Genomic DNA, 23,236 nt, shown 5'->3' on the forward strand with positions numbered 1-23,236 from the left:
CGTTGCTGTTTCGGCAACAACGCCCCGAGGGGGCACACCACCCCCGTGGATGTGCCCCCTCTCAGCCCCCCTCGGACTCGCCCCCCCTGGCTGCGCCCTCAGCGGTCAGCGGTACGAGCGCTCGGTCGCGACGACCTTCCCCTCCGCGTCCAGCGCCTCGGTCCTGTAGGCCGCCCAGTCCCAGTTGCTCCGTTCGTGGTGAGGGAGGAAGGTCAGGAAGTAATGGCGCGCGTCGGCCTTGACCGGTCCTACGACCCCGCCGTCCTCGAACGTCACCCGCACACTCACCGCCGAGTCGGGCAGCTTGCCGTAGAGCGCGGTCCAGTCGTCCACCGCGGTCGTGTTGGTCTCGGCCCAGACGGTCGGCGTCTCCGCGTTCTGACCGCCCCGGTTGCAGCGCGACTCGCTGTTGACCTTGTCGCCCTTCGTGTCGATGACGCGTACGTACGCGCACCTGCCGCCGGACGGGTTCGGCGCCTGCCAGTATTCGAGCCGGTCCCCGTTCGGCGCCTTCCCCTCGAACAGTCGGCGGGCCTTGTCGGTGTCGGGCGCCAGACCCTCGGAACCGGGGCCGTGGCCCGTGCGATTCATCCCCCAGATGACATCGTCCGGGATGATCCCCGACGCCTCAGCGGCGAGGCCCGCCCCTGCCAGGGCCGTGACCGTGGCGACCGCGACCACCCAGCCACGCCTGCGCCGCGGCCGGAAGGCGTCGCCCCGGCGCCACCCGCGTGAGCGCGGATCCGTGGCGAGCACCCGGGCCAGGACCATCCGATCCGCCGCCTCACTCACCACCACCCGGTCGGCCAACGGATCGGCGGGGCCCATCAGTTGACGTACCCGTGCCTCCGTCTCCACTGCCTCCTCACGCGCCGTCATGTCCGCCTCCCCTTCAGTCGCAGCCCCGTGCCCAACTCCCCCAGCTCCCCGTCCAGTTCGTGGAGCCGCCCGAGCGGCTCCTCCTGATCCGTACGTGCCAGCGCGCTCTCCAGCCGTCGGCGCGCCCTGTGCAGCCGTACGGCGAAGGCCCGTGCCGAGCAGCCGACGACACGCGCCGCCTGCTGGGTGTCCAGGCCTTCCCAGCCGATCAGTTGCAGCGCCTCCCGGTCGCGCTCCGAGAGCGTGTCGAGGGCCTCGCGCAGATGCAGGCCGGTCACCACTCCCTCGGCGTGGTCGGGCGCGGCCGACGCCACCGGTGTCGTACGCCGCAGCCGGGCGCTCAGCCTGCCCCCGCGCCGCTGGCCGCGCTGCTCGTTGGCCAGGACGTTTCGCGCCACCCCGTACAGCCAGGCGCTGAGTCTGGCTTCGTTCGTCTCTTCGGATGGCATCTCTTCGGAAGGGTCTCCGTCTCCCGGCACACCCGTCTCCCCTCATCCCCCGCAGTGTGGCCGACTGTCTGTCGCACCCACCTATGTCCGGCGGGACGGCCGGGGTTACAGGCGAGTTCTCGCCGACTCCGAACACTCGGCCGGGCCGCTGAACCAGACCGAGGGGCGGCACGTACTGAAGGAGGGCGTTCACCTCACGGGGAGCACCCCTAGCAGTGACGCTGGGTCAGGACAGTCGCACGGGAGCCGTGGATGAGGCATGCACGACGGAACGTTCAGCGGATCGCACGGTTCGCCGCGATCGGCGGACTGGTGTGCGGGGGACTGATGGTCTCGCATGCCGTGGCGAGCGAGACGTCGGACGATCCGAAGGCGCCGAACGCCGAGATGCTGGCCGCCCGGACCGGCCAGGAACTGGTCGCCGATCTGGGCACGTCGCGTACGGCGGGCAGTTGGATCGACGCCAAGGGGCGCCCGGTCGTCGCGGTGACCGACGCGGAGGCGGCGGCCGACGTACGTGGCGCGGGTGCGGTCCCCAAGGTGGTCCGCTACGCCATGAAGGATCTGCGCTCCGCCACCGACACCCTCAAGGACGCGCCCAAGGTGGCCGGCACCTCCTGGGCGATGGACTACGCCTCCAACCAGGTGGTGGTCCGCGCCGACACCACCGTCTCCGCCGACGAGTGGGACCGGCTGGCCAAGGTCGCCGAGAGCCTCGGCAAGTCCGTACGGATGGAGCGCATCGAGGGCACGTTCACCCCGCGGGTGAACGGCGCCTCGCCGCTCTTCGCCAGCGCCGGACGCTGTTCGGCGGGCTTCAACGTGACCAACGGACAGGCCAACTTCATTCTCACCGCCGGGCACTGCGGCCCGGTGGGCACGACGTGGTTCTCGGACCAGCAGGGCAGCCAGCAGGTCGGCGCGACCGTGTCCGGCTCGTTCCCCGGCGGTGACTTCTCGCTCGTGCAGTACAGCCCCGGTGTGGATCTCAGCGGCGCCGACCTCGTGGCCGTCGGCGACGGCCAGGGCATACGGATCATCGGATCGGCCGACGCCGCCGTCGGACAGAAGGTGTTCCGCAGCGGCAGCACGACCGGACTCCAGTCCGGCGAGGTGACCGGACTGAACGCCACCGTGAACTACCCGCAGGGCACGGTCACCGGACTCATCGAGACCACGGTGTGCGCCGAACCGGGCGACAGCGGCGGCCCGATGTTCGCCAACGGGCTGGCCATGGGCATCACTTCGGGCGGCAACGGGGACTGCCAGAGCGGCGGTACGACGTTCTTCCAGCCGGTCAGCAAGGCGCTGGACTCGCTCGGTGTGAAGCTGGTGACCGAGCCCGGGGCGGGCGACCAGGCGTCGCCCTCCTCCGGGAGCACGGGGAACACGGGCAGCGCCAACAGCGGCGCGGGCGCGGCGGCTCCTCCCGGCACGTCCTCGACCGCTCCCGGCGGCGCGGTCCTGCCCGGAGGGGCGGGACCGGGGGACACGGCGCCCGAGGGTGAGACCGACAGTGTGGCCTCGGCGCTGGAGCGGGTCGCGGACTTCAGGAGCCTGGGTCCCGGGCTGTTCGTCATCGCGGGCAGCCTGGTCGCCCTGGTGGCCCTCCGAATCCGCTCGGAGCGCGGGCGCAGGCGGTACCGCAACCAGTACTCGCAGAGCTGGGGCTGAGCTGACGGCGGTTCGGCCGACGTCCGCGACCGCTTCCGCCGGCTGCCCACCGGAAGGGGAGCCGACGTCATCGTGTTACGGAACGGTTTACTGGGGGCATGACGCGCACCAGCCCCGGCAGCCACAGCCCCGATCACGCCCCGGTCATCGTCAGCTCACCCGGCTCCTTCGCCCGGAGCGTGCTGGACGAGCGGCACCCGGCCCTCATCGAGCGCGTACGGCGGGCGACTCCGTATCCGCCCCAGCAGCAGCGCGCGCTGGACTCGCTCCTGGAGGAGATCACCAAGGGGGTCATCGAGCGGCTCGACGACGGCGAGCCCGGCGCCGATCGGTGGCGGGACGAGCCCTACTACGGGCAGCGCTGGCCGGACGTGCCGTTCCTGTGGGCGGAGAGCTTCTTCTACCGCAAACTCCTGGCCGCCCTGGGCCACTTCGCACCGGGGCCCTGGCAGGGCATCGACCCCTTCTCGCCCTTCAAGAACGCCGAACTCACGAGTTCCAAGGTCGACGAGGAGCTCTCCGCGCTCGACCGTCTGCCCGAACTCCCGTTGGAGGAACGGGACCGCACCCTCCTGCTCTCCTCCCTCTGGGGCAACCGGGCCGATCTCGGTTTCCAACTGTCCGCAGGCGCCGAGGGGTTGGGCGAGCGCGTGACGGGCCTCGTCGTGGACGACTCCCCCGCGCTCCTGGAGACCCTGGAGGCGGGCGAGCCCGGAAAGGTCTGTCTGGTCGCCGACAACGCCGGTCCCGAGCTGCTTCCCGACCTCGTCCTCGCCGACCATCTCCTGACCACCCGGCGGGCGGCCGCCGTCGTCCTGCACCTCAAGCCGTACCCGTACTACGTCTCCGACGCGACCACCACCGACACCCTGGCCTGTCTCGACCGGATGACCGGGGCGTCCGGACACGCGGCGGAGGTCGGCGAGCGGCTTCGGCAGGCTGTCAGCGGTGGCCGGCTGATCCTGCGCACCCACGCGTTCTCGTGCGCGCCGTATCCCTACGAGCGGATGCCGGCCGACCTCCGGGAGGACTTCGCGTCCGCCACGCTCACCGTGATGAAGGGCGACCTCAACTACCGCCGCCTGGTGGGCGACCGCCACTGGCCGGCCACGACACCGTTCGCCGAGGTCACCGCGTACTTCCCGGGTCCGGTGGCGGCGCTGCGGACGCTCAAGTCGGACGTCGTGACCGGACTCGAACCACGGACGCTGGAGGAGCTGGACGCGGGCGAGGAGGCGTGGCGCACGAGCGGGACACACGCCCTGATCCAGTCCGGAACGGGCTGACCCAGTCCGGCGCGTGAGCGTTCCGGTTGTGAGGACTGCGCTGATTGTCCCCTCATGGGGCGGTGGTGCCGCTAGCGTGCGCTGGTCACCGTTCGCGTGAATGTGCATGACATGCACAGGGGGGAAGTCAGCTATGGGGAACAAGCGTGTGCTGAGACATCCGGCACGGCTGATCGTCGCGTTGCTCGCCGGGTTCGCTCTGGTCCTGACCGGCACGGGCGCCGCCCACGCCACGACCACCGTGGAGATCCCGGCGAGCACCGAGGGCGGCGTCTCGGCGACCGTGAAGTTCTACGGGACCGTGGTGCCTCAGCCCTACAACCCGGATCCGACCGCCTACTTCGGCGACCGCAAGTGCCAGTTGATCTACCACGACTACGACCCGTCGGCGGGCTGCGGGGGCTTCAAGCTCGGCGTCGTACTGCACAACGTCCGCAACCAGCCCGGCTATCTGGCCGGCCTCTCCAGCACCGGGAACTACTTCCAGGCGCACGCCGACACCGCCCGTACCTTCGGGTGCCTCCGTGCCGACGGCAGTTTCGACCACGGCACGAGCTTTGTCGTCCGCACCGAGCAGCAGCGCCTCGGCTCGACGTACTACGAGCCGGACAGCAACTGGATCCTGTCCAGGCACCGGAACTACGAGGGCGAGTACGGACCGCACTTCTTCGTCAACTTCCCTCCAATGGAGGTCAATTGCCCGGCGGGCATGACCGCGACCCAGTACGGGCTCAAGGTCAGCAACGTCAACATCAGCATTGACGACGCGAACGTCTTCGGTACGACGACATGGAGTACGCCGGGGCCGTTCTACGGGTGACCCGCTGCGCTGCTCCTGGCGCCCGGACCCTCGGCGGGGTCCGGGCGCCTCTTCTCTGACGACGCGGGGAGTCTGGCCGCAAGTAGCGCGCCGAGTGCGGCGACTCCGGCGAGGACGACCAGCGCGGTTCCCCTCGCGGAGGCCCCGGCCGGTGCGAGCGTCGTGGCCACGGCCACCCCGAGGGCCGGACCGATGTTCATCGCGGTCTGCTGAAGTCCGCCGGAGACGCCCGCCGACCGCACGGACGCCTCCCGCACGACGACCGCCGTCGCGGTGACCATCACGGGGGCGAAGCCGGCCCCCAGCAGAAGGAAGCAGCCGCCGATCGTCACGGATCCCGACGTCTGGTCGAGCCGGGACATCAGAAGGGTGGCAAGGGCTACAACAGCCATGCCAGCCACGGTCGTTCGGCGCGGACCGTACCGGCGCAGCAGTACGGCCGAGACCGGTGCGCCGACCACCATGGCCAGCGCGAGCGGCAGTGCGTGCAGGCTGCCGTGGAGGGGGTCCAGGCCGAGTACGTCCTGGAGGTAGTACGTGCTGAGGAACAGCGTGCCGAACAGCACCGCCGACGCGGTGAGCAGGACACCGAGTGCCGAGGTGATGGCGGTCGAGCGGAACACTTCGGGCGGTACCAACGGCCCTGTCGTACGCCGTTCGTGGCGGACGAAGGCGGCGCACGCGGCCGCCGTGCAGAGAAGTCCGAGCGCGCTCGCGGCCGTCCAGCCGGTGTACGGCAGACCGACGAGGGTGTGGACCAGGCACACCAGCGTCACCCCCAGCAGGCACGCGCCCGGCAGGTCGAGGCGGACGTCCGCGGCCTCCCTCGGCACCCGCGCCACAAGGACGAGCACCACCGCCGCGAGCGCCGGGACGAGGCTCAGGAAGAAGACCGACCGCCAGCCGAAATGGGTCGCAAGCGCACCGCCGACCAGCGGGCCGAGCGCGGCGGCGGCCCCGATGGCGCTGGTACGCACGGCTATCGGCATCCCGAGACGGTCGGGCGGATACGCGGCGCGCAGCATTCCCAGGGTCGCCGGTTGCAGCAACGCGCCGAAAACCCCCTGCACGACACGCAGGCCGATGACCCAGCCCACTCCCGGTGCCAGGCCGATCGCCGCCGAGGCGACGGCGAAGCCCAGCATTCCGAGGGCGAAGACCCTTCGGTGTCCGTACCGGTCACCGAGGCGTCCGGAGAAGACGAGCAGGCTCGCGACGGCGATGAGATAGCCGTTGCTCGTCCACTGCATCTGGACGAACGAGGCGTCGAGGTCACGCCGCAGGCTGGGCTGCGCGACGGTCAGCGCGGTCCCGTCGAGGGCGACGAGCGCGGCCCCCGTGATGCCGGCGGTGAGCGTGAGGCGCTGGTCGCGCGCCGAACTCACCGGGCCTCCGGTCCGAGGTGGGCGTCCAGCGCGGCCCGTACGAGGGGTTCGACGCCGTCCGCCCCTGTCGCCAGCTGGAGACTGCCCCAGCCCCACAGTTGCGCGATGCCGTGCAGGTTGGCCCAGAGCGCGCCCGCCACATCCTGTGCCCGCACATCGGGGCGTACTCGACTCACCAGCTCCACAAGGGAGTTGAACAGCGGCAGGCTGGTCTCGCGCAGGCCCAGGCTGTTGCTCTCCAGCAGGTCGTGCCGGAACATCAGCTCGTACATACCGCGGTGGGACAGCGCGAAATCGACGTAGATCCGGGCCAGCGCGGCGAGTTGGGCACGCGGGCTCTCCTCGCCGCCCCGCAGTTCCTCGGCGACCTCGGCCCCCAGTTCGGCGAAGCCCTCCCGTGCGATCGCGGAGAGCAGTTCGAGGTGCGTCGGGAAGTAGCGACGCGGGGCGCCGTGCGAGACACCCGCCCTGCGGGCGATCTCCCGCAGGGACAGTGCCTGCGCCCCCTCCTGGGTCACCAGGTCCACGCCCACGGACACCAAACGGGCTCGAAGTCCCGCCTCCTGCTCGGTCATGGACACTGTCTACCAGCCGCGAGTAGACAGTGTCTACTCGCGGCTGGTAGCGCGTTCCTCGTCTCGCGGAGGTGCGTACCCGGCCGATCCGCGGGGTCCGCGAACCGCCGTCGCGCGCACCGCATACCATCACCGTGATGAGCAGCAGGACGCACCGGCGACCGCACCGCGTCACGCGGGAAGCGGTGCTGCGCCCTGCCCTCGCCGTGCTGCTGGCGGCGCTGGTGATGTGTCTGGGGTACGTGCCCTCGCACGGCCGGGCGGCCCAGGTCGCCGATCCCGTCGTCACCGTCTCCGTCGCCCAGGAGCGGCTGGGCTCCCCCGCCGAGCACGACCGGTGCTGCGGTCTGCCCACCCGGGAGGCGCGGGCCGTGCTGCCCGTCGCCGCGCACCCCCTGCCCGCGGTGCTGCCGCGCATGCCGGTCGTGGCGCGCCCGGTCGCGGCCTCGCACGTCCCTGTTCTGCCGCCCGCGCGCGGCGCCCCCGATCTCCATGTCCTCCAGGTGCAGCGGATCTAGACCGACGTCCAGACCACAGACGTCCGTCCGACCCCTCACCCACCGCCGCCCGAAGGAACCGGCGCGGCGGGGACAAGGAACGCATTCCCATGAGCAAGACCAGCAAGAAGTCGGCCGCCGCGGCGCGCAAGGCGCGCGTCGAGGAGCTGCGGCGGGCGGAGAAGGCCCGCGACCGCAGAAACCGCGTCCTCACGATCACGATCAGCACGGTCATCGTCGTCGGTCTCGTCGCCTTCGGCGCCTACGGCCTCAACAAGGCGAACGAGAAGGACGAGCAGCAGCAGGCGGCCGTGAAGAAGCCCGTGAAGGGCGAGAAGTCCTGGAACGCGAAGAAGCTGACACAGAACCATGTCGCGAAGGCCGTGTCCTACCCGATGAACCCGCCGGTGGGCGGCGACCACAACCAGGCGTGGATGACCTGTGACGGCTCGGTCTACACGAAGGCGATACCGAACGAGAACGCGGTGCACTCGCTGGAGCACGGCGCGGTCTGGGTGACGTACAACGACAAGGCCGCGAAAGCAGATGTGAAGACCCTCGCCGACAAGGTCGCCAAGACCCCGTACACGCTGATGAGTCCGGTGAAGGACCAGGCCGGGGCCATCATGCTGTCGGCCTGGGGCAAGCAGCTGACCGTGGACAAGGCGTCCGATCCGCGGGTCCAGCAGTTCCTGACGAAGTACGTGCAGGGTGCGCAGACCCCGGAGCCGGGGGCCGCGTGCACGAACGGGATCGACGCGTCCTGACCGGCCGGCGCCGGGCTCGGCGCCGGGCTCTTCCGTGAGCCCGGCGCCACGCCGTACCTCCGTCTCTGGCAGGCTCACCCCAGGCGTATCGTTCCGATCCCGAGCAGGACGTCCCCTACAGGGCGTCCTCAGCAGGAGGCGTGAGATGGAGACGCTCGACTCGCAGGAGCCGCTGGCCGTCGCGGTGACCGAGGCGATCCGCGGCGGTGACCTGCCGACGCTCAGGCAGTGCCTCGCCGAGCACCCCGGCCTCGCCGGAACGGGGATCGTTCGGCGCGGCGCCGGAGCGGGGACGCGCAGCCTGCTGCACATCGCCGCGGACTGGCCCGGCCACTACCCGAACGGTCCCGCCGTCGTCGCCGCCCTCGTGGCCGCCGACGCCGACCCCAACGCCCGCTTCGAGGGCGCCCATTCGGAGACCCCGCTGCACTGGGCGGCCAGCAGCAACGACGTGCCCGTACTGGATGCCCTCGTCGAGGCGGGCGCCGACATCGAGGCCACCGGCGCCGTGATCGGCGGCGGCACACCGCTCGCCGACGCCCGCGGTTTCGGCCAGTGGCGGGCGGCGCACCGACTGGTCGAACTGGGCGCGCGTACGACGCTCATGGACTCCGCGACGCTCGGTCTGCTGGACCGGGTGAAGGAGGTCGTCGAGGGCGCCGAACCGCCGGGCCGCGACGCCGTCACCCGTGCCTTCTGGGGTGCCTGCCACGGAGGTCAACTGGCCGCCGCCGACTATCTGTTGGCGCGGGGGGCCGATCTCGACTGGGTCGGCTACGACAACAAGACCCCCCTCGACATCGCACGGGCCACCGACGCGGACGGGGTCGTCCAGTGGCTGCGGGAGCACGGCGCGAAGGGCCGCGCCGACCTGCCCTGACCGTCAGCTCGGGAGCCGGGCTCGGCGTCGGCGCCTACGCCTGTCCCGGCCGGGCGGGCTGGTCCGCGCCGCCTGCCTGTCCTGCCACCCCTGCCACGCCGCCCGCCTCGCCCGCCCTGCCCCGCCGGCCGACCGCGCCCCTGTCCGCGGTGCCTGGGGACAGCAGCCGGGTCAGTACGAGCATGGTCTCCAGGTGGCGTTCGGGGTCCGGGCAGGCGCCGTCGGTGAGCTGGGTGATCTGGCGGAGGCGGTAGCGGACCGTCTGTTCGTGGACGTGCAGGCGTTCCGCCGTGAGGACGGCGTTGTCGCCGCAGCGCAGATACACCAGCAGGGTTTCGAGGAGCGGTTCGCGGCGCCGGGGCGGGAGTTCGAGGAGCGGTCCGAGAAGCTCGGCCGCGGCGGCTTCGAGGAGGTCCCCCGACCGGAAGGCGGTGAGGACGGCCACGTGGTCGACGCAGCGCAGCGGTGTGCCTGCGGGCAGAGTCCCGCGCTCGACGAGCTCCAGACCGCGCCGCGCCCACCGCAGCGACACCGCGCCCCGGTCGGCGGGCACCACCGGCCCGAGCGCCGCCCCCTTGGTCTTCGGCAGCCAACGCGGGCCCGGCGTACGGGGGTTGGGCAGGATGAGAAAGGGCGCGGCGGGGCTGCGGTCGGCGAGCACCTCGGGCGGCAGGACGTGTGTCTGCGGATGGTCGCCCGGTGGCAGGGCAAGGACGGCCAGCGTGCCGGGCAGCCGCCAGTCGGCCGCCGCCGCCAGCTCGGCGAGCGGCCGGGCCCGGTCGTCGGGCTCGGCGACCAGGGCGTCACGCAGCCGGTCCCGCTGCACGTCGAGCGGAGCGCGGTGGCTCTCCTCGGCGTAACCGCGCGTCGCGGCCGCGATGGCCGTCCCGATCAGGGTGAACGTGTCCTCGGTGAGCGTCGCCAGCAGGGGCGCGGGCCAGTGCAGTCGGTACGCGTCCTTGATGAGCCGACGGCACGCCACCCGTCCGGCCAGGTCGAGGGCGTCCCGCAGTGCGTCGAGCGGGCAGCCCAGGCGGCCGTGCCGTGCGCCGATCCGCTCGTACAGGGCGATGATCTCGGCGGTGGCGGCGGGGCCGGGCCGGCCGCCGTCGTGGATCGACACGAAGCAGTGGACCGTACGGTCGATGATCTGGCGCACCGAGTAGCCGTACGTGCCGTCGACGAGGTGCGCGTAGTGCGGCAGGCCGGTGCGGACGGCCTCCTCCATCTCGTCGACGGCGGCGGGCATGTGGCGCAGCAGCATCCGCCGTGTCTCGCCCGGGAGTGGTGCGGCGAACTGAGCGTGCGGGTCCTTCGTGCGCGCGGCCCGTACGTGCGTGTGGGTGCGCGCCGCCCGTTCGTGCGTGGGGGTCAAGGGGCCTCCCGTGGATTCCCGTGGGGCTGGGCAGCCTGCGGGACCTGTGTGACGTACGCCAGATTCCGCGCGCGGACCGGCGGCGAAAGTGTCACCCGGCTTACACTCCGGACCACGACGACTCACTGTCCCGTGCTAGGCCCTGTCGCCCACTCCCGTCCTCCGCCCGGAGGGCGGACCCTTCGGCGGTATGGGGGTCCCCCTGGTCGAGCGAAGTCGAGAGCCGCCACAGGCGTGCTCTCGGCGTGCCAGGCGCGAGCGCGCACGGCGTCGCACGGTTGGGGCACCTCCCCGCCGCAGGCTGGTGGAGGGAGTCCGACTACAGGGCCAAGCAAGGGAGTTGGACGTGTCAGCTGTCGATCCGCTCTTATCCAGGCGCCCGTGGCACGATCTGCCTCCGGCGCTCGCCCCACTGCTCCGGGCCAGGCTTCCCGAGCTCACCACGGAGATGGTGCAGGCCATCCGCAGAGAGGTGCGCGGCTACCGGCAGCCGATCGGCTCCGCCGTCGCCCATGACCTCGCCGAGGCGGTCCGGCTGGCCGCGACGCAGTTCACGGAGCTGGTCGAGGAGCCGGACGCGCCGCAGCAGCACTATGTGCCGCGTTTCAAGCGGCTGGGCAGACTGGAGTACCTGAGCGGGCGCGGCATGGACGGGCTGCAGGCCGCGTACCGGATCGGCGCCCGGGTGGCGTGCCGCCGCTATATGGACGTGGCCCGGGAGGCCGCGTTCTCCGGTGAGATCGCCGTCCCGCTGAGCGAGGCCGTGCTCACGCACATCCACGCGATGGCCGAGGGGTCGGTGGCGGGCTTCGAGGAGGCGCGGGCCGGGGCGGCCGACGAGATGCTGCGTACCCGGCGGCTGCTCGCCGCGCGGCTGCTGGAACGCAACCGGGATCCGCTCGCGGAACCTCTTCCCGATCTCGCCCGCAGGGCCGCCTGGCCGTTGCCGGAGCGGGTGCGGTGCGCGGTGCTGCCCGCCTCCGCCGACCTGACCGCGGTCCACGAGGACGTACTGCGGGTGAGCCGGGGCGGCGAACTGCACCTGGTGGCGCCCGACGACAGCCTGCTGACCGTTCTGGAGGGGACGGAGGTGGCGGTGGGCCCGAGCGTGCTGCTCAACGAGGCCTGGGTCTCGCTGCACTGTGCCCGGCTGGGCCGGCGTCTGGGACGGCCCAGGGCCGAGGACCATCTCGCGGAGCTGCACCTCCTGCACGGCTCGCCGATCGGAACTCTCCTGACCGACCAGGTACTTGACCCGTTGCGCACCCTGCCGCCGGGCAAGGCGGAACGGCTCACGGACACGCTCGACGCGCTGCTCACCTCCGGTGGGCGGACCGCCCCGGAGGTCGCCGCCGCGCTGGGCATCCATCCGCAGACCGCCCGCAACCGGCTGCGCCAACTCGCCGCCCTGTACGGCGACAGGCTCGACGACCCGGCGTTCCGGTTCGACGTGCAGCTCGCGCTGCGCAGCAGGTCGGTGCGCCGCTCCTTGCTGCCCTGACAAACTTCCGTACGGAATTCAGCAGTTGAGCAAGAAGCGGTACTGACTTTCGGTCAGCATGCTCTGGCCGCATGAGACATGCCAGCACCCGCGCAGTGAAACGCCTAGGCCTGCTCTCCGGCGCCGCCGCACTGGCGGTGAGCCTGAGCCTCCTTCCCCAGGAGGCTCAGGCCGGGCCCGGAGACTTCCAACGGGGCCCCGACCCCACCGAACAGTCCATCACCGCCGAGCGAGGTCCCTTCGCCACGGCTCAGACCACCGTCGACGGTCCGACGTTCAAGTCGGGCACCGCCTACTACCCCACCGACACCAGCCAGGGCACGTTCGGAGCAGTCGTCGTCAGCCCCGGCTTCGTGACGCCGGAGGCACTGATCAGCTGGTACGGCCCCCGCCTCGCCTCACAGGGCTTCGTCGTACTGACGCTGGAGACCAACTCGGGCTTCGACCAGCCCGACGACCGCGCCACCCAGATGCTCAACGCACTCGACTACCTCGTCCAGTCCAGTTCCGTGCGCACCCGCATCGACCCCAACCGCCTTGCGGTGATGGGTCATTCGATGGGCGGGGGCGGCTCGCTCAAGGCGTCCGAGTCGCGCCCCTCGCTCAAGGCCGCCGTACCGCTCATGCCGTGGAGCAACGACAAGACCTGGCAGACCGACCGGGTGCCCACGATGATCATCGGCGCCGAGAACGACGCCATCGCCTCGCCCGCCTCGCACGCGGAGGTGTTCTACAACAGCCTCACCGCCGCACCCGAGAAGGCGTACGTGGAACTCCGGGGCGCCGACCACAACGTGGCGCTCGGCTCCAACGTGACGATCGCGAAGTACAGCATCGCCTGGCTGAAGCGGTTCGTCGACGAGGACGTGCGGTACGAGCAGTTCCTCTGCCCGGCACCCGCGCCCAACACACAGATCAGCGAATACCGGAACACCTGCCCCACGGGATAGCCCCCACCCCAGGGGGGACGGCCGCGCGGTCCGTACCCGCGGGCCGCGCGGCCCAAGCGTGCTCCCCGAGGTCCCGGCGGACCTCGGGGAGCACCCTGCGAACCTCGGCCACCTGCGGGTACCCACATCACTCTCAAGTCATGTTGCGCAGATTCTTGACCACCGCCGCAATCATGCCTAGCTTCACTGGTGCCCGCCCCGTCACAGGAAGCCCGCTGTGCACATGTCGCGCCAACGGCCGTAAAAGCAGGCCCAGTTGTGCCGCCATGCCCCCACCGCCGAAGGGATCCCCTCGTGAATCGCCGACTCCTCCTCTCGGTCGCCGCCCTGTTGATGGTGACCGCGGCCCCGGCCCACCCGGCCACCGCAGAGGACGTCCACGTCGAGGGCACACTCGCCTCCGGCGCGACGTACGTCATCGACGTCCCCGCCGGCTGGAACGGCACCGTTCTCCTGTTCAGCCACGGCTTCCGCCCGCCGGGCGCGCCCAACCCGGCCCAGAACGTCACCGACCCCGCCACCCGCGCCCTCCTCCTCAAGGACGGCTACGCGCTGGCCGGTTCGTCGTACGCCACCACGGGCTGGGCGGTGGAGCACGCGGTGCCGGACCAGTTGGCGACGCTCGACGCGTTCACCGAGCGGTTCGGGGCGGCCCGGCGGACCCTCGCCTGGGGCCAGTCGTACGGCGGGTTCGTCACCACGAGGATCGCCGAGCGCCACGGCGACCGGATCGACGGATCGCTGTCCGTCTGCGGGCTGGTCCACGGCGGCGTCGCCAACTGGAACAACACGCTCGATCCGGTCTTCGCCCTCAAGACCCTCCTGGCGCCCGACGCCTCGATACCCCTGGCCGGCTTCCAGGACCAGGCGGCCGCCACGACCGCCGCCGCCACCCTGGCCGGTGTCGTCACCCAGGCCCAGACCTCCGCTGACGGCCGTGCCCGGATCGCCCTCGCGGCGGCCCTGCACAACATCCCCGGCTGGAACGACCCCTCCCAGCCCCGCCCCGCTCCCGACGACTGGAACGCCCAGCAGGCAAACCAGTACACGGCCGTCCGGGGCCTCCTCGCCACCGCGGCGTTCAGCTGGCGCCAGGACACGGAGGTGCTGGCGGGCGGCAACTCGTCCTGGAACACGGGCGTCGACTACGCGAAGCTGCTGCGCACGTCGTCGGCGTACAAGGAGGTCAAGGGCCTCTACAAGGCGGCCGGGCGCTCCCTGAAGGCCGACCTCAGGGCGCTCAACACCGCCCCGCGCGTCAAGGCCGACAAGAACGCGGTCGACTGGATGAGCCGGACAAGCACCTTCACCGGCCGGCTGACGAAGCCTCAGCTCACCATCCACACCACCGGCGACGCCCTCGTCCCCGTGCAGACCGAGAGCGCCTACCTGCGCGCCGCCACGGCCGCCGGTTCACGCCCGCTGCTGCGCCAGGCGTACGTCGACAACGCCGGTCACTGCACGTTCAGCCCCGCCGAGCAGGTCGCCGCACTGGACACGCTGGAGCACCGGGTCGATACGGGCCGATGGGGCGACACGGGCGCCGACACCCTCAACTCGCGGGCGGCACAGGCCGATCCGACGACTCCGGCCCGCTACACCGCGTACCGTCCCACCCCCTACCTGCGCCCCTACGACCTGGCCCATCCGGGCGACGCGTACCGGCCCTGACCCGTCCCGCCCGGCGTGGGAGCGGCCCGGCCGTCGGCGCTTCCCGCATCCTCTCCTCGACGCGTGCGACCACATTCGACCGCATGCGACGACGTCTGAGCGCACGCGACCGATGTACGTCCGGCCGTTGGCGCCCCGGAGCCGGAGGAGGAGTCGATGCCGTCCCACCCCACGCCTCGCAGGACGCCCCTGTTGCTGACCGCGGTGGCGGTCCTGGCCGCAGCGGGCTGGACCGCAGTGGGTCAGCCGGCGGGAGCCGCACCCCGGACCCTGGCACCCGAGCCGCCCCCGCCGGCCATGCTCTGCGCCCCCGCGGGCACCCTGAAGGGCGAGGGCGGGCAGCGGGCCTCCGTCAGCCTGTGCGCGAGCGGCGGGGGTGCCGGTACGTCCCTGTCGGCCCCGGCCACCTGCGGGCGGGCCGGATCCTCCGTCCGGTACACCTGTCGGACGTCCGGCACCTGGACCCTGCGGCGCGACGGCAGGACCGTGGCCACCGGCCCGCTTCCGGGCGGCAGGGAGAACCCCGGTCCGGGCACGTACGAGGTCAGCGGCACCGTCCACGTCCGCTCGTCGCCCGCCGGTGTCGACCTGCGGGGCACGGTTCGCGCCACCCTGACCCTCACCGACCCGAAGCCCGTCGTCACCCATCGCATCGAGGCCGACCGGCGCGCACTGCGGCCGAACACGACCACGACGGTGACGTACACCGTTTCCCGCGACAGCGACGAGGGGGACGGGAGCGCCCGTTTCGGGCTCATCGGCGAGGAGTCCTCGGGGGTGGAGCTGACGACGGCCGACCCGCGCTGTGTGAATCCGCTCGTCGGCCGCTATCCGTCGAGTGCCCGCAGCATGTACGCCCTGGACTGCGCCCTCACCGACCTCCAGCCGGGCAGGCCCTCCACGGTGGTCGTCCACGCCCGGCTCGCGGACGCCTGCACGACGGTCGTGTCCAAGCTGGGGTACTGGATGCCCCGGGGCCAGAGCCTCTACACCGGAGGCATGCTGGCCGGCCCGACCGTCACCTGTACGCCGTCAAGTCGCCGCAGACACTGACCACTTGGCGCGACGAACGCCACGGGCCGGCCCCACTTGGGGGCCGGCCCGTGGCGACGGCGAGGCAGGCCCTCGCCGCCGGTGCGCGATCGCGGTGTGACGGTGTCAGGACTGCGGCGGCCGGTCCTGGTCCGGGTTCGAACCGAACTGGTCCTTGAGCCGGTCCTGGCCGCTGTCGACCTGACCGCTGTACTTGCCCTGGGTCTTCTCGTCGACCATGTCTCCGGCCTTGTCGACACCCTTGTTGGCCTGGTCCGGGTGGCCCTTCAGCATGCCCTTGAGCTTGTCCATAACGGACATGAGTCATCCTCCTGATCAGTTCACCCCCACGCCTCCAGGGTCACCGCAGGTGGCGGATTTCGCATCCGGGCGGGAAAACCGCCGGTCAGCGACCGGATCCTAGGCCTCGGTACGGCACTCCGGATGGCCCCAGCCGTCGGCGTTCTTCGCGATGGTCTCCCCCGCGGTGTACGAGCGACCGCAGCGGCAACGGCCCGGGAACTTGGCCTTGAGTGTGCGCGAGGAGGACGACGAGGCCGACGAGGCGGCGGAGGACGAGGCGCGCTTGCGCGGCGGCCCCGCGCTCTTGGCCGTCTTCTTGGCGGCGGGCGACTTCGGCGGCTCCGGGGAGCCGTGCTCGCTGCCCGCCGGTTCCTGGACGATGGCCGCCTGGCTCGCCGCCCGGTCCGCGAAGTCGTTGAGCGGGTCGCCGTCGACCTGGTGCGCGGGCACGTACCGGAACTCGACCGAGCGGCCGTCGAGCAGTTCGTCGATCCGCACGACGAGTTCCTGGTTGGCCACCGGCTTGCCCGCCGCCGTCTTCCAGCCCTTGCGCTTCCAGCCCGGCAGCCAGGTCGTGACGGCCTTCATGGCGTACTGGGAGTCCATCCGGATCTCCAGCGGCACATCCGGCGCCACGAAGGTCAACAGCCGCTCCAGCGCGGTCAGTTCGGCGACATTGTTGGTCGCCGTGCCGAGCGGTCCTGCCTCCCACTCGGTGGGAGTCGTGCCGGTCCCGTCGGCGATGACCCAGGCCCAGCCGGCGGGACCGGGGTTGCCCTTCGATGCACCGTCGCATGCGGCGATTACGCGTTCAGCCATGGGCTCGATCATGCCAGGGGTCGGGGCGCCTCCGGGACGGTGGGTGGTCGGGTGCGGGTGCGTCGTGGCTGAGCGCGCAGTTCCCCGCGCCCCTGGAAGTCGGGGCTCGACTCTGCGTAACAGTGGACCAAGACCATGGCTTCGAATCACACCCCGGAAAGCCGTCCGGACGGCGGCCCTCTGACCACGCGCAACTGTCCGCCGGACCGCCCTTCCTGTGAGTTATGTTGAACCTGAGTGGGACACGAAGGAGGCGCATCGGTGCCATCGCCGCAGCAGGCCCGCGCGCAGGCGTCTGCGATCAGTTCGGGGAAACCGGTCCCGGAGGCGGAGGCCGCTCCCACCACACGGCTGCGGGCTCTGTTCGACGGCCCTCGCCTCTCTCCCGGGCAGCGCCGCATCGCCCAGTACCTGATCGAGCACATCACCGAGGCCGCGTTCCTGTCGATCACGGATCTCGCGGAGCGGGTGGGCGTGAGCCAGCCCTCGGTGACCCGCTTCGCGACGGCGGTGGGCTTCAGTGGCTATCCCGCGCTGCGCGAACGCCTCCAGTCGATCGCGCTCAGCAAGCTGGCCAGCACGCCCGAGGCGGCCGAGGAGGCGGAGGCGGCCCGGCCGAACGAACTGCAGGCGGCCGTCGACGCCGAGATCGACAACCTGGAGAACCTGCGCCGCGACTTCGCGGACCCGGAGCAGGTCATCGAGACCGGCCGCGCGCTCTCGCGGTCGACTCCGCTCACCATCCTCGGGCTGCGGATCTCCGGTTCGCTGGCCGAATACTTCGCATACGCCGCCCGTCGTATCCACCCGGACGTCAGGCTGGTGACCCGGGGCGGCAGCGTCGCGTACGACGCCCTGCTGCAGTCGCGCGAGGCCGGCGGCACCTGGGTGCTGGCCTTCACCATGCCCCGGCACGCGCACGAGACGCTGACGGCCATGCGGGTCGCCCGGCGGGCCGGGTTGAGCGTCGCACTTGTCACCGACCTGGGGCTCGGGCCGCTGGCCGACGAGGCGGATGTCGTCTTCGCCACCGGCACCGGTTCACGCCTCGTCTTCGACTCGTACGCGGCGCCCGTCGTGCTGTCCGCGGCCCTGCTCCAGGCCATGACGGACGCCGATCCCGAGCGTACGCAGGCGCGCCTGGAGGACTACGAGCAGGTCGCGGACGAGCACGCGTTCTTCGTCAAGGACTGACTTCTCCGGCATGTGGTGACCGGTGTCCGCAAGGGGCAATTCAGCCGTACCTTCACATGAATTTTTTCATACCCTTGCGTACCGGACGGTATATATGAATACTTCTCGCTGATCGGGATCCGGTGGGGTCCTGGTCAGTCCGGGAACGGCGCTCCCTTCTCGCATCGGCCCCGGGCGCATTGAACGGGCACCGCTTGCGCACGCCCGTGGCGGCCCCGGTCAATCCCCTAGGCCGGGGCCGCCAAGAACCACCCTCACCACCCGCCGGCCACCTCGGAAGCGATGTCCATGTCCCTGACGTACTCCCCCATCAGCACGGATTGGCCGTGTCAGGTCAAGACGCCCGGCAACCGGGACTGGGAACGGTCGGCTGCCAAATGGCTGCGCGACCTGGTGCCCTCCCGCTACGCCAGCTATCCGCTGCTGATCCGTCAGCCGGTGCTGCTCGCCCGTCACGCGCAGATCCAGCTCCAGCAGGAGATCCGGGTCGTGCGTACCGCGCTGCACAGCGCCCGGGCCGAGCTGCCCGCCCTGGGGATGCCGGAGTCCGTCATCGAGAACACGATCAAGCTGTACGCGGCCGAGCTCACGCAGTTGAACCACATCGCCCGGGGTGTCCGCGTCGTCTCCCAGGCCCTGGTGGAGAGCCACAACACGCGGCACGGCCACTGAACCGGACGCCCGCGGACCCGGCGCGTTCGCGACCGCGCACGCTCGCTACTCTGCCGGGATGCGTGATGGGGGAAGCGGAAGCGACGGTGGCGTTGACGGTCGCGACGAGGAAACGTCCGTCGAACCTCGGGGCCGATTCGGAGCGTTGACGAGGCGCCTCTCGCTACGGGGGCAGCCGCGGAAGCGTCGCTGGGCCGTCGGCGGCGGAGCGGTGGTCGTTCTCGCCGCAGGGGTCTCCCTTCCGCTCGCGCTCGCAGACTCCGGGCACGACAAGCCCTGTTGGCGGCTGCCCGCCTCGAAGCGGGCGCTCGCCGCCGACGCGACGGCCGCCACGAGGGCACTGGATCCCGGCGAGGACCTCCAACGGCTCGGCTCGGTCAGGAAGCTGCTGGCCCACGAGAAGGTGTGCGACGACGGCGCCCGCGTACTCGGCGACATCGTGAGCACGGCCACCCGTGCGAAGAGTTCGGGCACACCGCACACCCTGGCGCAGGCGCGTGGCGCCTACGCGGTGGCCGCCGTCCTTCATGACGCGGAGATCCCCGATGGTCTCGCCCCGGGCGTGGCGCGGATGCTGGCCGAGTACGTGGTGGACGCGGGGCGCGACGACTCGCTCGGCGACGACGACGCGAATCGCCCCGCGGTGCCCGCCGACGAGGCCCAGCTCGACCCGACCGGCTACTCCCGGTACGGCCGCTTCCTGGCGGCGGGTGAGGCGCACGTGGTCTTCGAGCACAGCGACAGCTACGCGGACGCCGACGCGAACATCGAGTACCTCGTCGCCGAACTCGCCAAGGATCCCGAGGCGTTCGCGATCCTCTACGACGCCGAGCGTGCCTACTTCGCGTACTACCTGGAGCGGCTGAGCGACTCGGGCGGCGACCCCGACTTCCGCCCCTCGACCGACAAGCGCTTCGAGTCGACCCCGCAGGACTGGCCGGACAACGACCTCCAGGACATGTCCGGCCGGATCGGCAACCTCATGAAGTACCGCGCCGCATACGTCAGGAACGGCACGATCCCCGACCTCGCCGCCTTCGACAAGGCGGTGCGCGAGCACACGCGCGGCACGTTCCGCCCCGCGTCCCGGCAGCTCGACGACCGCCCGCCGATGGGCGACATCGCGGACCGGAAGGCCGCCGGTCCGGTGCGCGGCGACCTGATGGACGGCCGCCACCAGCTGTTCACGGTTCTCGAAGGATGGGCCGAGGAACGGAACGTGTCCGCCGAACGCGCCACCGCGATGCGGCAGTTGGTGGACGACTGGTACGTACGGGCCCTGTGGATGACGATCTACTAGCGGACCACCGGCCTACTAGCGGACCACCGGCGGGACGAGCCGCCGGCTGTCAGAAGCGGAACCGAAGCCCGGAACAGTCGCGGCGGTCCACCTGGTCCTGCGCGAACCGCTTGAACATGCGCTGCTCGGCGGTCTTGTCGACGCCGGGGATGTCGTCGGAGGCGCTGAGGGCGAAGTTGGCGGCCTCTCCGTCGCAGCGGGCGGTGGCCGTCGTCGACAGGAACTCGCCGTTGCCGTCCTCGAAGACGAGGCGGTTGCTCCAGTCGCCGTACCAGGCGACGAAGTACATCCCCTTGTCGTTCCCGTTGTCGCCCGACTCGCTGCTCAGTTCGCACTGCCCCGTCGGCGCGGAGTCGTTCATGCCCGCCTCGACGCGCCAGTCGCCGCTCTCCGGCAGGCCCGCCCCGGTCACCCACTCGCAGCCGGTGCCCTTGGCCCGGGTCAGCGGCACGCTCTTGGGCTCGTCCCCGAGGGCGGGCGGCACCGCGTCGCCCTTCGGCGCCTTGAGCGGCTCGGCACCGCAACCCAGCCGGTCCGAGGCCGAGTTGGCGAGCGCGACGACCGCCTGGTACGCGGCTCCCGGCACCCCGTACAGCGTGTCGCGGCCCATCCAGGTGCGGACCAGGAGCTTGCCCTGCCGCCCTTCGGGAGGTCCGGGCAGGCCATCAGGAGCTGGATCACGCCGAGGCGGTCGATGAACCCGGGCAGCCCCTCGGGCACCGCGGACTGCGAGGAGAACCCCTCCTCGGGAAAGGCCCGGAAGAACTCCCGGTCCCGGTCGTCGCGCCGGGTGTACGCCTCCATGCTGATGAGGCGTGAGTCGTCGACCTCATCGCCCTTCATGGTGAGGTCGCAGCCGTACGAGCCCAGGGCGCCGGTCTGCCGGGACTCCTCGCCCTCCAGGTGCGCGCCGTCCGGGGTGAGCCGGTCCACGACGTCCCGGGGCAGTGCCCCGCCGCACGCGCTGCCGGCCAGCATCCAGTCACGTGCGTACGGCTCGGCCGCGTACCCGCCGATGCCCAGCACCACCGCAGCCGCCACCGACACCTTGATCCAGCGCCGCACCGTTTCCGACCCCCGTCACACCCGCACCAGCGTTCGCTCCGGCCCTCACGGCCGGGCACAGGCCCGGACCCTACTCGGCGCCTGGGACCGGCCCGCATCCGGCCCCGGCCGGGCATGGCACTCAGTTCCCCGACGGGAGCACACCGAGTGCCATCCGTGCCTCGTCCGGTGCTAGGTTCCCCACCATGAGCGAGGCACCCCGCCCTGACCAGGCGGCCGATGTGACACCTCCGAAGCCGCCGATGCGGGACTCCCTCGTCGCGGCGGCGTTCCAGCTGTTCCTGGAGCGGGGATACGAGCAGACCACCGTGGACGAGATCGTGGCTCTCGCGGGGGTCGGACGGCGGTCCTTCTTCCGGTACTTCCCGTCCAAGGAGGACGTGGTCTTCCCGGACCACGAGCGCTGCCTGGCCGAGATGAACGACTTCCTCGGCGAGGGCGGTGGTGAGGGCGGAGACGGGGGCGGGGGCGCAAACGACCCGGTGGCCCGGGTCTGCGACGCCGCTCGCGTCGTCCTGCGCATGTACGCCGAGAACCCCACCTTCTCCGTCCAGCGCTACCACCTGACCAAGAAGGTCCCGGGGCTGCGGACGTACGAACTATCGGTGGTCTGGCGGTACGAGCGCGCGCTCGCCGAGTATCTGCGCGGGCGCTTCGCCGGTCGTCGTGACGGAACACTGAGGGCCGACGTGATCGCCGCGGCCGTGGTCGCCGCGCACAACAACGGGCTGCGGTCCTGGCTGCGTTCGGACGGCCAGAGCGACGCGACCGCGGAGGTGGACCACGCGCTCGCCCACGTCCAGCAGGTCTTCGGCTCGGCCCCCGGTCCCGTCGGACCGGCACAGCGGCCGACCGACAGGCCGACCAAGGAGGCGGCGGACGACGACGTGGTCGTCGTCATCTCCAGGCGCGGTGCGCCGATGTGGCGGGTCGTCCAGGAGGTCGAGACGGCTCTTGGTCGAGATCCCGAATGATTGAGGGTACTGAGTGCCTTTACGCGTGACACTGCGTGCCATATTCTGAGGTCGTGCACGGCGCTCCGCGCACTTCTTCAGATTCCGGCCCAGCGCAGGGAGATGACATCGTGTTCCACCGAGGAAGCGGGACCACGACCGGGACCACGACGGGCGTACTCGACCCGGAGACGACCACCACCGGCCCGGCCGCCGAGGAAGGGCTCCTCTACCAGCGTTGTCGCTGGTGCGGGACCGCCATGTTCCACCGGCTGCTCTGCCCGGTCTGCCAGGGCAGCGACCTGCGCACGGAGCGCAGTGCGGGCCTGGGAGTCATCCGCCACGCCACCGTCGTCCAGCGCAACACTCCGGGCGCGCGCAATGTGTCGCTCGTCGAGATGGCGGAGGGTTTCACCGTCCGGGGCCGGGTCTCGGGACCGCTCATGGCGATCCGTACCGGCGACCGTGTCCAGCTCACCACGGCGATGGACCCGGTCCGCCGCGAACCGGTGTTCAAGCTCTGCGAGGAGCCCTACTCCGGCTGGCACTGACCGGCCCTCCCACCGGCGCGACGCGCGCGGCGGGTCCGCGGGGGACACTGGGCAGGGACAGGAACCCGCGGAGAGCGTGGAGGAGCCCATGCACGCCAAGGACATTCTCGTCGACGCGTACGGCCGCATCCGGGAAGAGGTCCACGCCGCCGTCGACGGCCTCTCCCCCGGCGACCTCAACACCCGCATCGACGACCGGACCAACTCGATCAGCTGGCTGGTCTGGCATCTCACCCGTGTCCAGGACGACCATGTCGCCGACGCCTTCGGACTGAAACAGGTCTGGCTGTCGCAGGACTGGCCGGACCGCTTCGCCCTGGGCCTGCCCGGCCGGGACACGGGCTACGGGCACACCCCGCGGCAGGTGGCCAAGGTCCAGGTCGATTCGGGCGACCTGCTGCTCGGCTACCACGACGCCGTCCACGAGCAGACGCTGGCCGCCCTGCACGACCTGCGCGCCGACGACCTGGACCGGATCGTCGACGCGAACTGGTCCCCGCCCGTCACCCTGGGCGCCCGGCTCGTCAGCGTCCTCTCCGACGACCTGCAGCACGTGGGCCAGGCGGCGTTCGCGCGGGGGATCCTGGAGGGCCGTTGAGGACGGCTGCGCCGTGAGCACGTTGGCACCGCCCTTCAAT

At 71.4% G+C, this 23,236-nt stretch carries 25 protein-coding genes; 16 read left to right on the plus strand and 9 right to left on the minus strand.

What is annotated here, in order from left to right; all coding sequences use genetic code 11:
* Positions 1-105 precede the first annotated feature (105 nt).
* Both ACIBEI_RS00850 and ACIBEI_RS00855 read right to left on the minus strand, forming a co-directional pair.
* Positions 106-879 carry a hypothetical protein gene (locus tag ACIBEI_RS00850; protein WP_398883706.1) on the minus strand — a complete coding sequence of 258 codons (774 nt, stop codon included), beginning with the start codon at positions 877-879 and terminating at the stop codon, positions 106-108.
* Entirely contained in the window at positions 876-1,328 is a 453-nt protein-coding gene (locus ACIBEI_RS00855; protein WP_398883708.1) for an RNA polymerase sigma factor, read from the minus strand. The genes ACIBEI_RS00850 and ACIBEI_RS00855 overlap by 4 nt, the downstream gene beginning before the upstream one ends.
* 252 nt (positions 1,329-1,580) lie before the next feature.
* Here ACIBEI_RS00855 and ACIBEI_RS00860 point away from each other — a divergent pair, with 252 nt between their 5' ends.
* From ACIBEI_RS00860 to ACIBEI_RS00870, 3 genes are all read left to right on the plus strand, one after another.
* Positions 1,581-3,002 carry a S1 family peptidase gene (locus tag ACIBEI_RS00860; protein ID WP_398883710.1) on the plus strand — a complete coding sequence of 474 codons (1,422 nt, stop codon included), beginning with the start codon at positions 1,581-1,583 and terminating at the stop codon, positions 3,000-3,002.
* Between the two features lie 98 nt (positions 3,003-3,100).
* The gene (locus ACIBEI_RS00865) at positions 3,101-4,288 is read left to right on the plus strand and encodes a damage-control phosphatase ARMT1 family protein (protein ID WP_398883712.1); all 1,188 of its coding nucleotides are present in this window, start codon (positions 3,101-3,103) and stop codon (positions 4,286-4,288) included.
* Between the two features lie 133 nt (positions 4,289-4,421).
* Positions 4,422-5,108 carry a hypothetical protein gene (locus ACIBEI_RS00870; protein WP_398883714.1) on the plus strand — a complete coding sequence of 229 codons (687 nt, stop codon included), beginning with the start codon at positions 4,422-4,424 and terminating at the stop codon, positions 5,106-5,108.
* Here ACIBEI_RS00870 and ACIBEI_RS00875 read toward each other — a convergent pair.
* On the minus strand, positions 5,099-6,493 hold the full coding sequence (locus ACIBEI_RS00875; RefSeq protein WP_398883716.1) for an MFS transporter: 1,395 nt from the start codon (positions 6,491-6,493) through the stop codon (positions 5,099-5,101). The genes ACIBEI_RS00870 and ACIBEI_RS00875 overlap by 10 nt on opposite strands.
* Positions 6,490-7,068 (minus strand): TetR/AcrR family transcriptional regulator, encoded by a 579-nt coding sequence (locus ACIBEI_RS00880; protein ID WP_398883718.1) that lies wholly within the window; start codon positions 7,066-7,068, stop codon positions 6,490-6,492. The genes ACIBEI_RS00875 and ACIBEI_RS00880 overlap by 4 nt, the downstream gene beginning before the upstream one ends.
* A 137-nt stretch (positions 7,069-7,205) precedes the next feature.
* Here ACIBEI_RS00880 and ACIBEI_RS00885 point away from each other — a divergent pair, with 137 nt between their 5' ends.
* The 3 genes from ACIBEI_RS00885 to ACIBEI_RS00895 all read left to right on the plus strand — a co-directional run bounded on the left by ACIBEI_RS00885 (position 7,206) and on the right by ACIBEI_RS00895 (position 9,212).
* Positions 7,206-7,586 carry a hypothetical protein gene (locus ACIBEI_RS00885; protein WP_398883720.1) on the plus strand — a complete coding sequence of 127 codons (381 nt, stop codon included), beginning with the start codon at positions 7,206-7,208 and terminating at the stop codon, positions 7,584-7,586.
* An 89-nt stretch (positions 7,587-7,675) separates the two neighbouring features.
* Entirely contained in the window at positions 7,676-8,332 is a 657-nt protein-coding gene (locus ACIBEI_RS00890; protein WP_398883722.1) for a DUF3105 domain-containing protein, read from the plus strand.
* 145 nt (positions 8,333-8,477) lie between these two features.
* Positions 8,478-9,212 (plus strand): ankyrin repeat domain-containing protein, encoded by a 735-nt coding sequence (locus tag ACIBEI_RS00895; protein WP_398883724.1) that lies wholly within the window; start codon positions 8,478-8,480, stop codon positions 9,210-9,212.
* Between the two features lie 34 nt (positions 9,213-9,246).
* Here the strand turns inward: ACIBEI_RS00895 and ACIBEI_RS00900 are convergent, their stop codons facing one another.
* Positions 9,247-10,587: a helix-turn-helix domain-containing protein gene (locus ACIBEI_RS00900; RefSeq protein WP_398883726.1), complete on the minus strand. Its 1,341-nt coding sequence runs from the start codon at positions 10,585-10,587 to the stop codon at positions 9,247-9,249.
* Positions 10,588-10,933: 346 nt separating this feature from the next.
* On the opposite strand from ACIBEI_RS00900, the gene ACIBEI_RS00905 reads away from it, so the two are divergent.
* The 4 genes from ACIBEI_RS00905 to ACIBEI_RS00920 all read left to right on the plus strand — a co-directional run bounded on the left by ACIBEI_RS00905 (position 10,934) and on the right by ACIBEI_RS00920 (position 15,762).
* A complete protein-coding gene (locus ACIBEI_RS00905) occupies positions 10,934-12,088 on the plus strand; it encodes a helix-turn-helix domain-containing protein (RefSeq protein WP_398883728.1) in 1,155 nt (384 codons plus the stop codon).
* Positions 12,089-12,159: 71 nt separating this feature from the next.
* Positions 12,160-13,038, plus strand: a complete 879-nt coding sequence (locus ACIBEI_RS00910; protein ID WP_398883730.1) for a dienelactone hydrolase family protein — start codon at positions 12,160-12,162, stop codon at positions 13,036-13,038.
* Between the two features lie 333 nt (positions 13,039-13,371).
* Positions 13,372-14,709, plus strand: a complete 1,338-nt coding sequence (locus ACIBEI_RS00915) for an alpha/beta hydrolase family protein (RefSeq protein WP_398885030.1) — start codon at positions 13,372-13,374, stop codon at positions 14,707-14,709.
* 156 nt (positions 14,710-14,865) lie between these two features.
* Complete coding sequence (locus ACIBEI_RS00920; RefSeq protein WP_398883732.1) at positions 14,866-15,762, plus strand: hypothetical protein; 897 nt, start codon at positions 14,866-14,868, stop codon at positions 15,760-15,762.
* A gap of 105 nt (positions 15,763-15,867) precedes the next feature.
* Here the strand turns inward: ACIBEI_RS00920 and ACIBEI_RS00925 are convergent, their stop codons facing one another.
* Together ACIBEI_RS00925 and ACIBEI_RS00930 are read right to left on the minus strand one after the other, a co-directional pair.
* Positions 15,868-16,062 (minus strand): antitoxin, encoded by a 195-nt coding sequence (locus ACIBEI_RS00925; protein WP_398883734.1) that lies wholly within the window; start codon positions 16,060-16,062, stop codon positions 15,868-15,870.
* Between the two features lie 99 nt (positions 16,063-16,161).
* Positions 16,162-16,875 (minus strand): ribonuclease H, encoded by a 714-nt coding sequence (locus ACIBEI_RS00930; RefSeq protein WP_398883736.1) that lies wholly within the window; start codon positions 16,873-16,875, stop codon positions 16,162-16,164.
* A gap of 249 nt (positions 16,876-17,124) precedes the next feature.
* Between ACIBEI_RS00930 and ACIBEI_RS00935 the strand changes: the two genes are divergently transcribed.
* The 3 genes from ACIBEI_RS00935 (at position 17,125) to ACIBEI_RS00945 (ending at position 20,029) form a co-directional block, all read left to right on the plus strand.
* Positions 17,125-18,057 carry a MurR/RpiR family transcriptional regulator gene (locus ACIBEI_RS00935; RefSeq protein WP_362076322.1) on the plus strand — a complete coding sequence of 311 codons (933 nt, stop codon included), beginning with the start codon at positions 17,125-17,127 and terminating at the stop codon, positions 18,055-18,057.
* Positions 18,058-18,339: 282 nt separating this feature from the next.
* Positions 18,340-18,729: a hypothetical protein gene (locus ACIBEI_RS00940; RefSeq protein WP_143641084.1), complete on the plus strand. Its 390-nt coding sequence runs from the start codon at positions 18,340-18,342 to the stop codon at positions 18,727-18,729.
* A gap of 211 nt (positions 18,730-18,940) precedes the next feature.
* Positions 18,941-20,029, plus strand: a complete 1,089-nt coding sequence (locus ACIBEI_RS00945; protein ID WP_398883739.1) for a hypothetical protein — start codon at positions 18,941-18,943, stop codon at positions 20,027-20,029.
* A 49-nt stretch (positions 20,030-20,078) separates the two neighbouring features.
* Here the strand turns inward: ACIBEI_RS00945 and ACIBEI_RS00950 are convergent, their stop codons facing one another.
* Both ACIBEI_RS00950 and ACIBEI_RS00955 read right to left on the minus strand, forming a co-directional pair.
* The gene (locus ACIBEI_RS00950) at positions 20,079-20,480 is read right to left on the minus strand and encodes a hypothetical protein (protein WP_398883741.1); all 402 of its coding nucleotides are present in this window, start codon (positions 20,478-20,480) and stop codon (positions 20,079-20,081) included.
* Complete coding sequence (locus ACIBEI_RS00955) at positions 20,471-21,094, minus strand: hypothetical protein (RefSeq protein ID WP_398883743.1); 624 nt, start codon at positions 21,092-21,094, stop codon at positions 20,471-20,473. Before ACIBEI_RS00955 ends, ACIBEI_RS00950 begins: the two co-directional genes overlap by 10 nt.
* Before the next feature lie 242 nt (positions 21,095-21,336).
* Here ACIBEI_RS00955 and ACIBEI_RS00960 point away from each other — a divergent pair, with 242 nt between their 5' ends.
* The 3 genes from ACIBEI_RS00960 to ACIBEI_RS00970 all read left to right on the plus strand — a co-directional run bounded on the left by ACIBEI_RS00960 (position 21,337) and on the right by ACIBEI_RS00970 (position 23,196).
* Positions 21,337-22,068: a TetR family transcriptional regulator gene (locus tag ACIBEI_RS00960; RefSeq protein ID WP_398885032.1), complete on the plus strand. Its 732-nt coding sequence runs from the start codon at positions 21,337-21,339 to the stop codon at positions 22,066-22,068.
* Positions 22,069-22,178: 110 nt separating this feature from the next.
* The gene (locus ACIBEI_RS00965; protein ID WP_398883745.1) at positions 22,179-22,598 is read left to right on the plus strand and encodes a Zn-ribbon domain-containing OB-fold protein; all 420 of its coding nucleotides are present in this window, start codon (positions 22,179-22,181) and stop codon (positions 22,596-22,598) included.
* A gap of 88 nt (positions 22,599-22,686) precedes the next feature.
* Positions 22,687-23,196, plus strand: a complete 510-nt coding sequence (locus ACIBEI_RS00970) for a DinB family protein (protein ID WP_398883747.1) — start codon at positions 22,687-22,689, stop codon at positions 23,194-23,196.
* Positions 23,197-23,236 lie beyond the last annotated feature (40 nt).

The sequence above is a fragment of the Streptomyces sp. NPDC050988 genome (assembly GCF_044456225.1).
Lineage (GTDB): Bacteria > Actinomycetota > Actinomycetes > Streptomycetales > Streptomycetaceae > Streptomyces.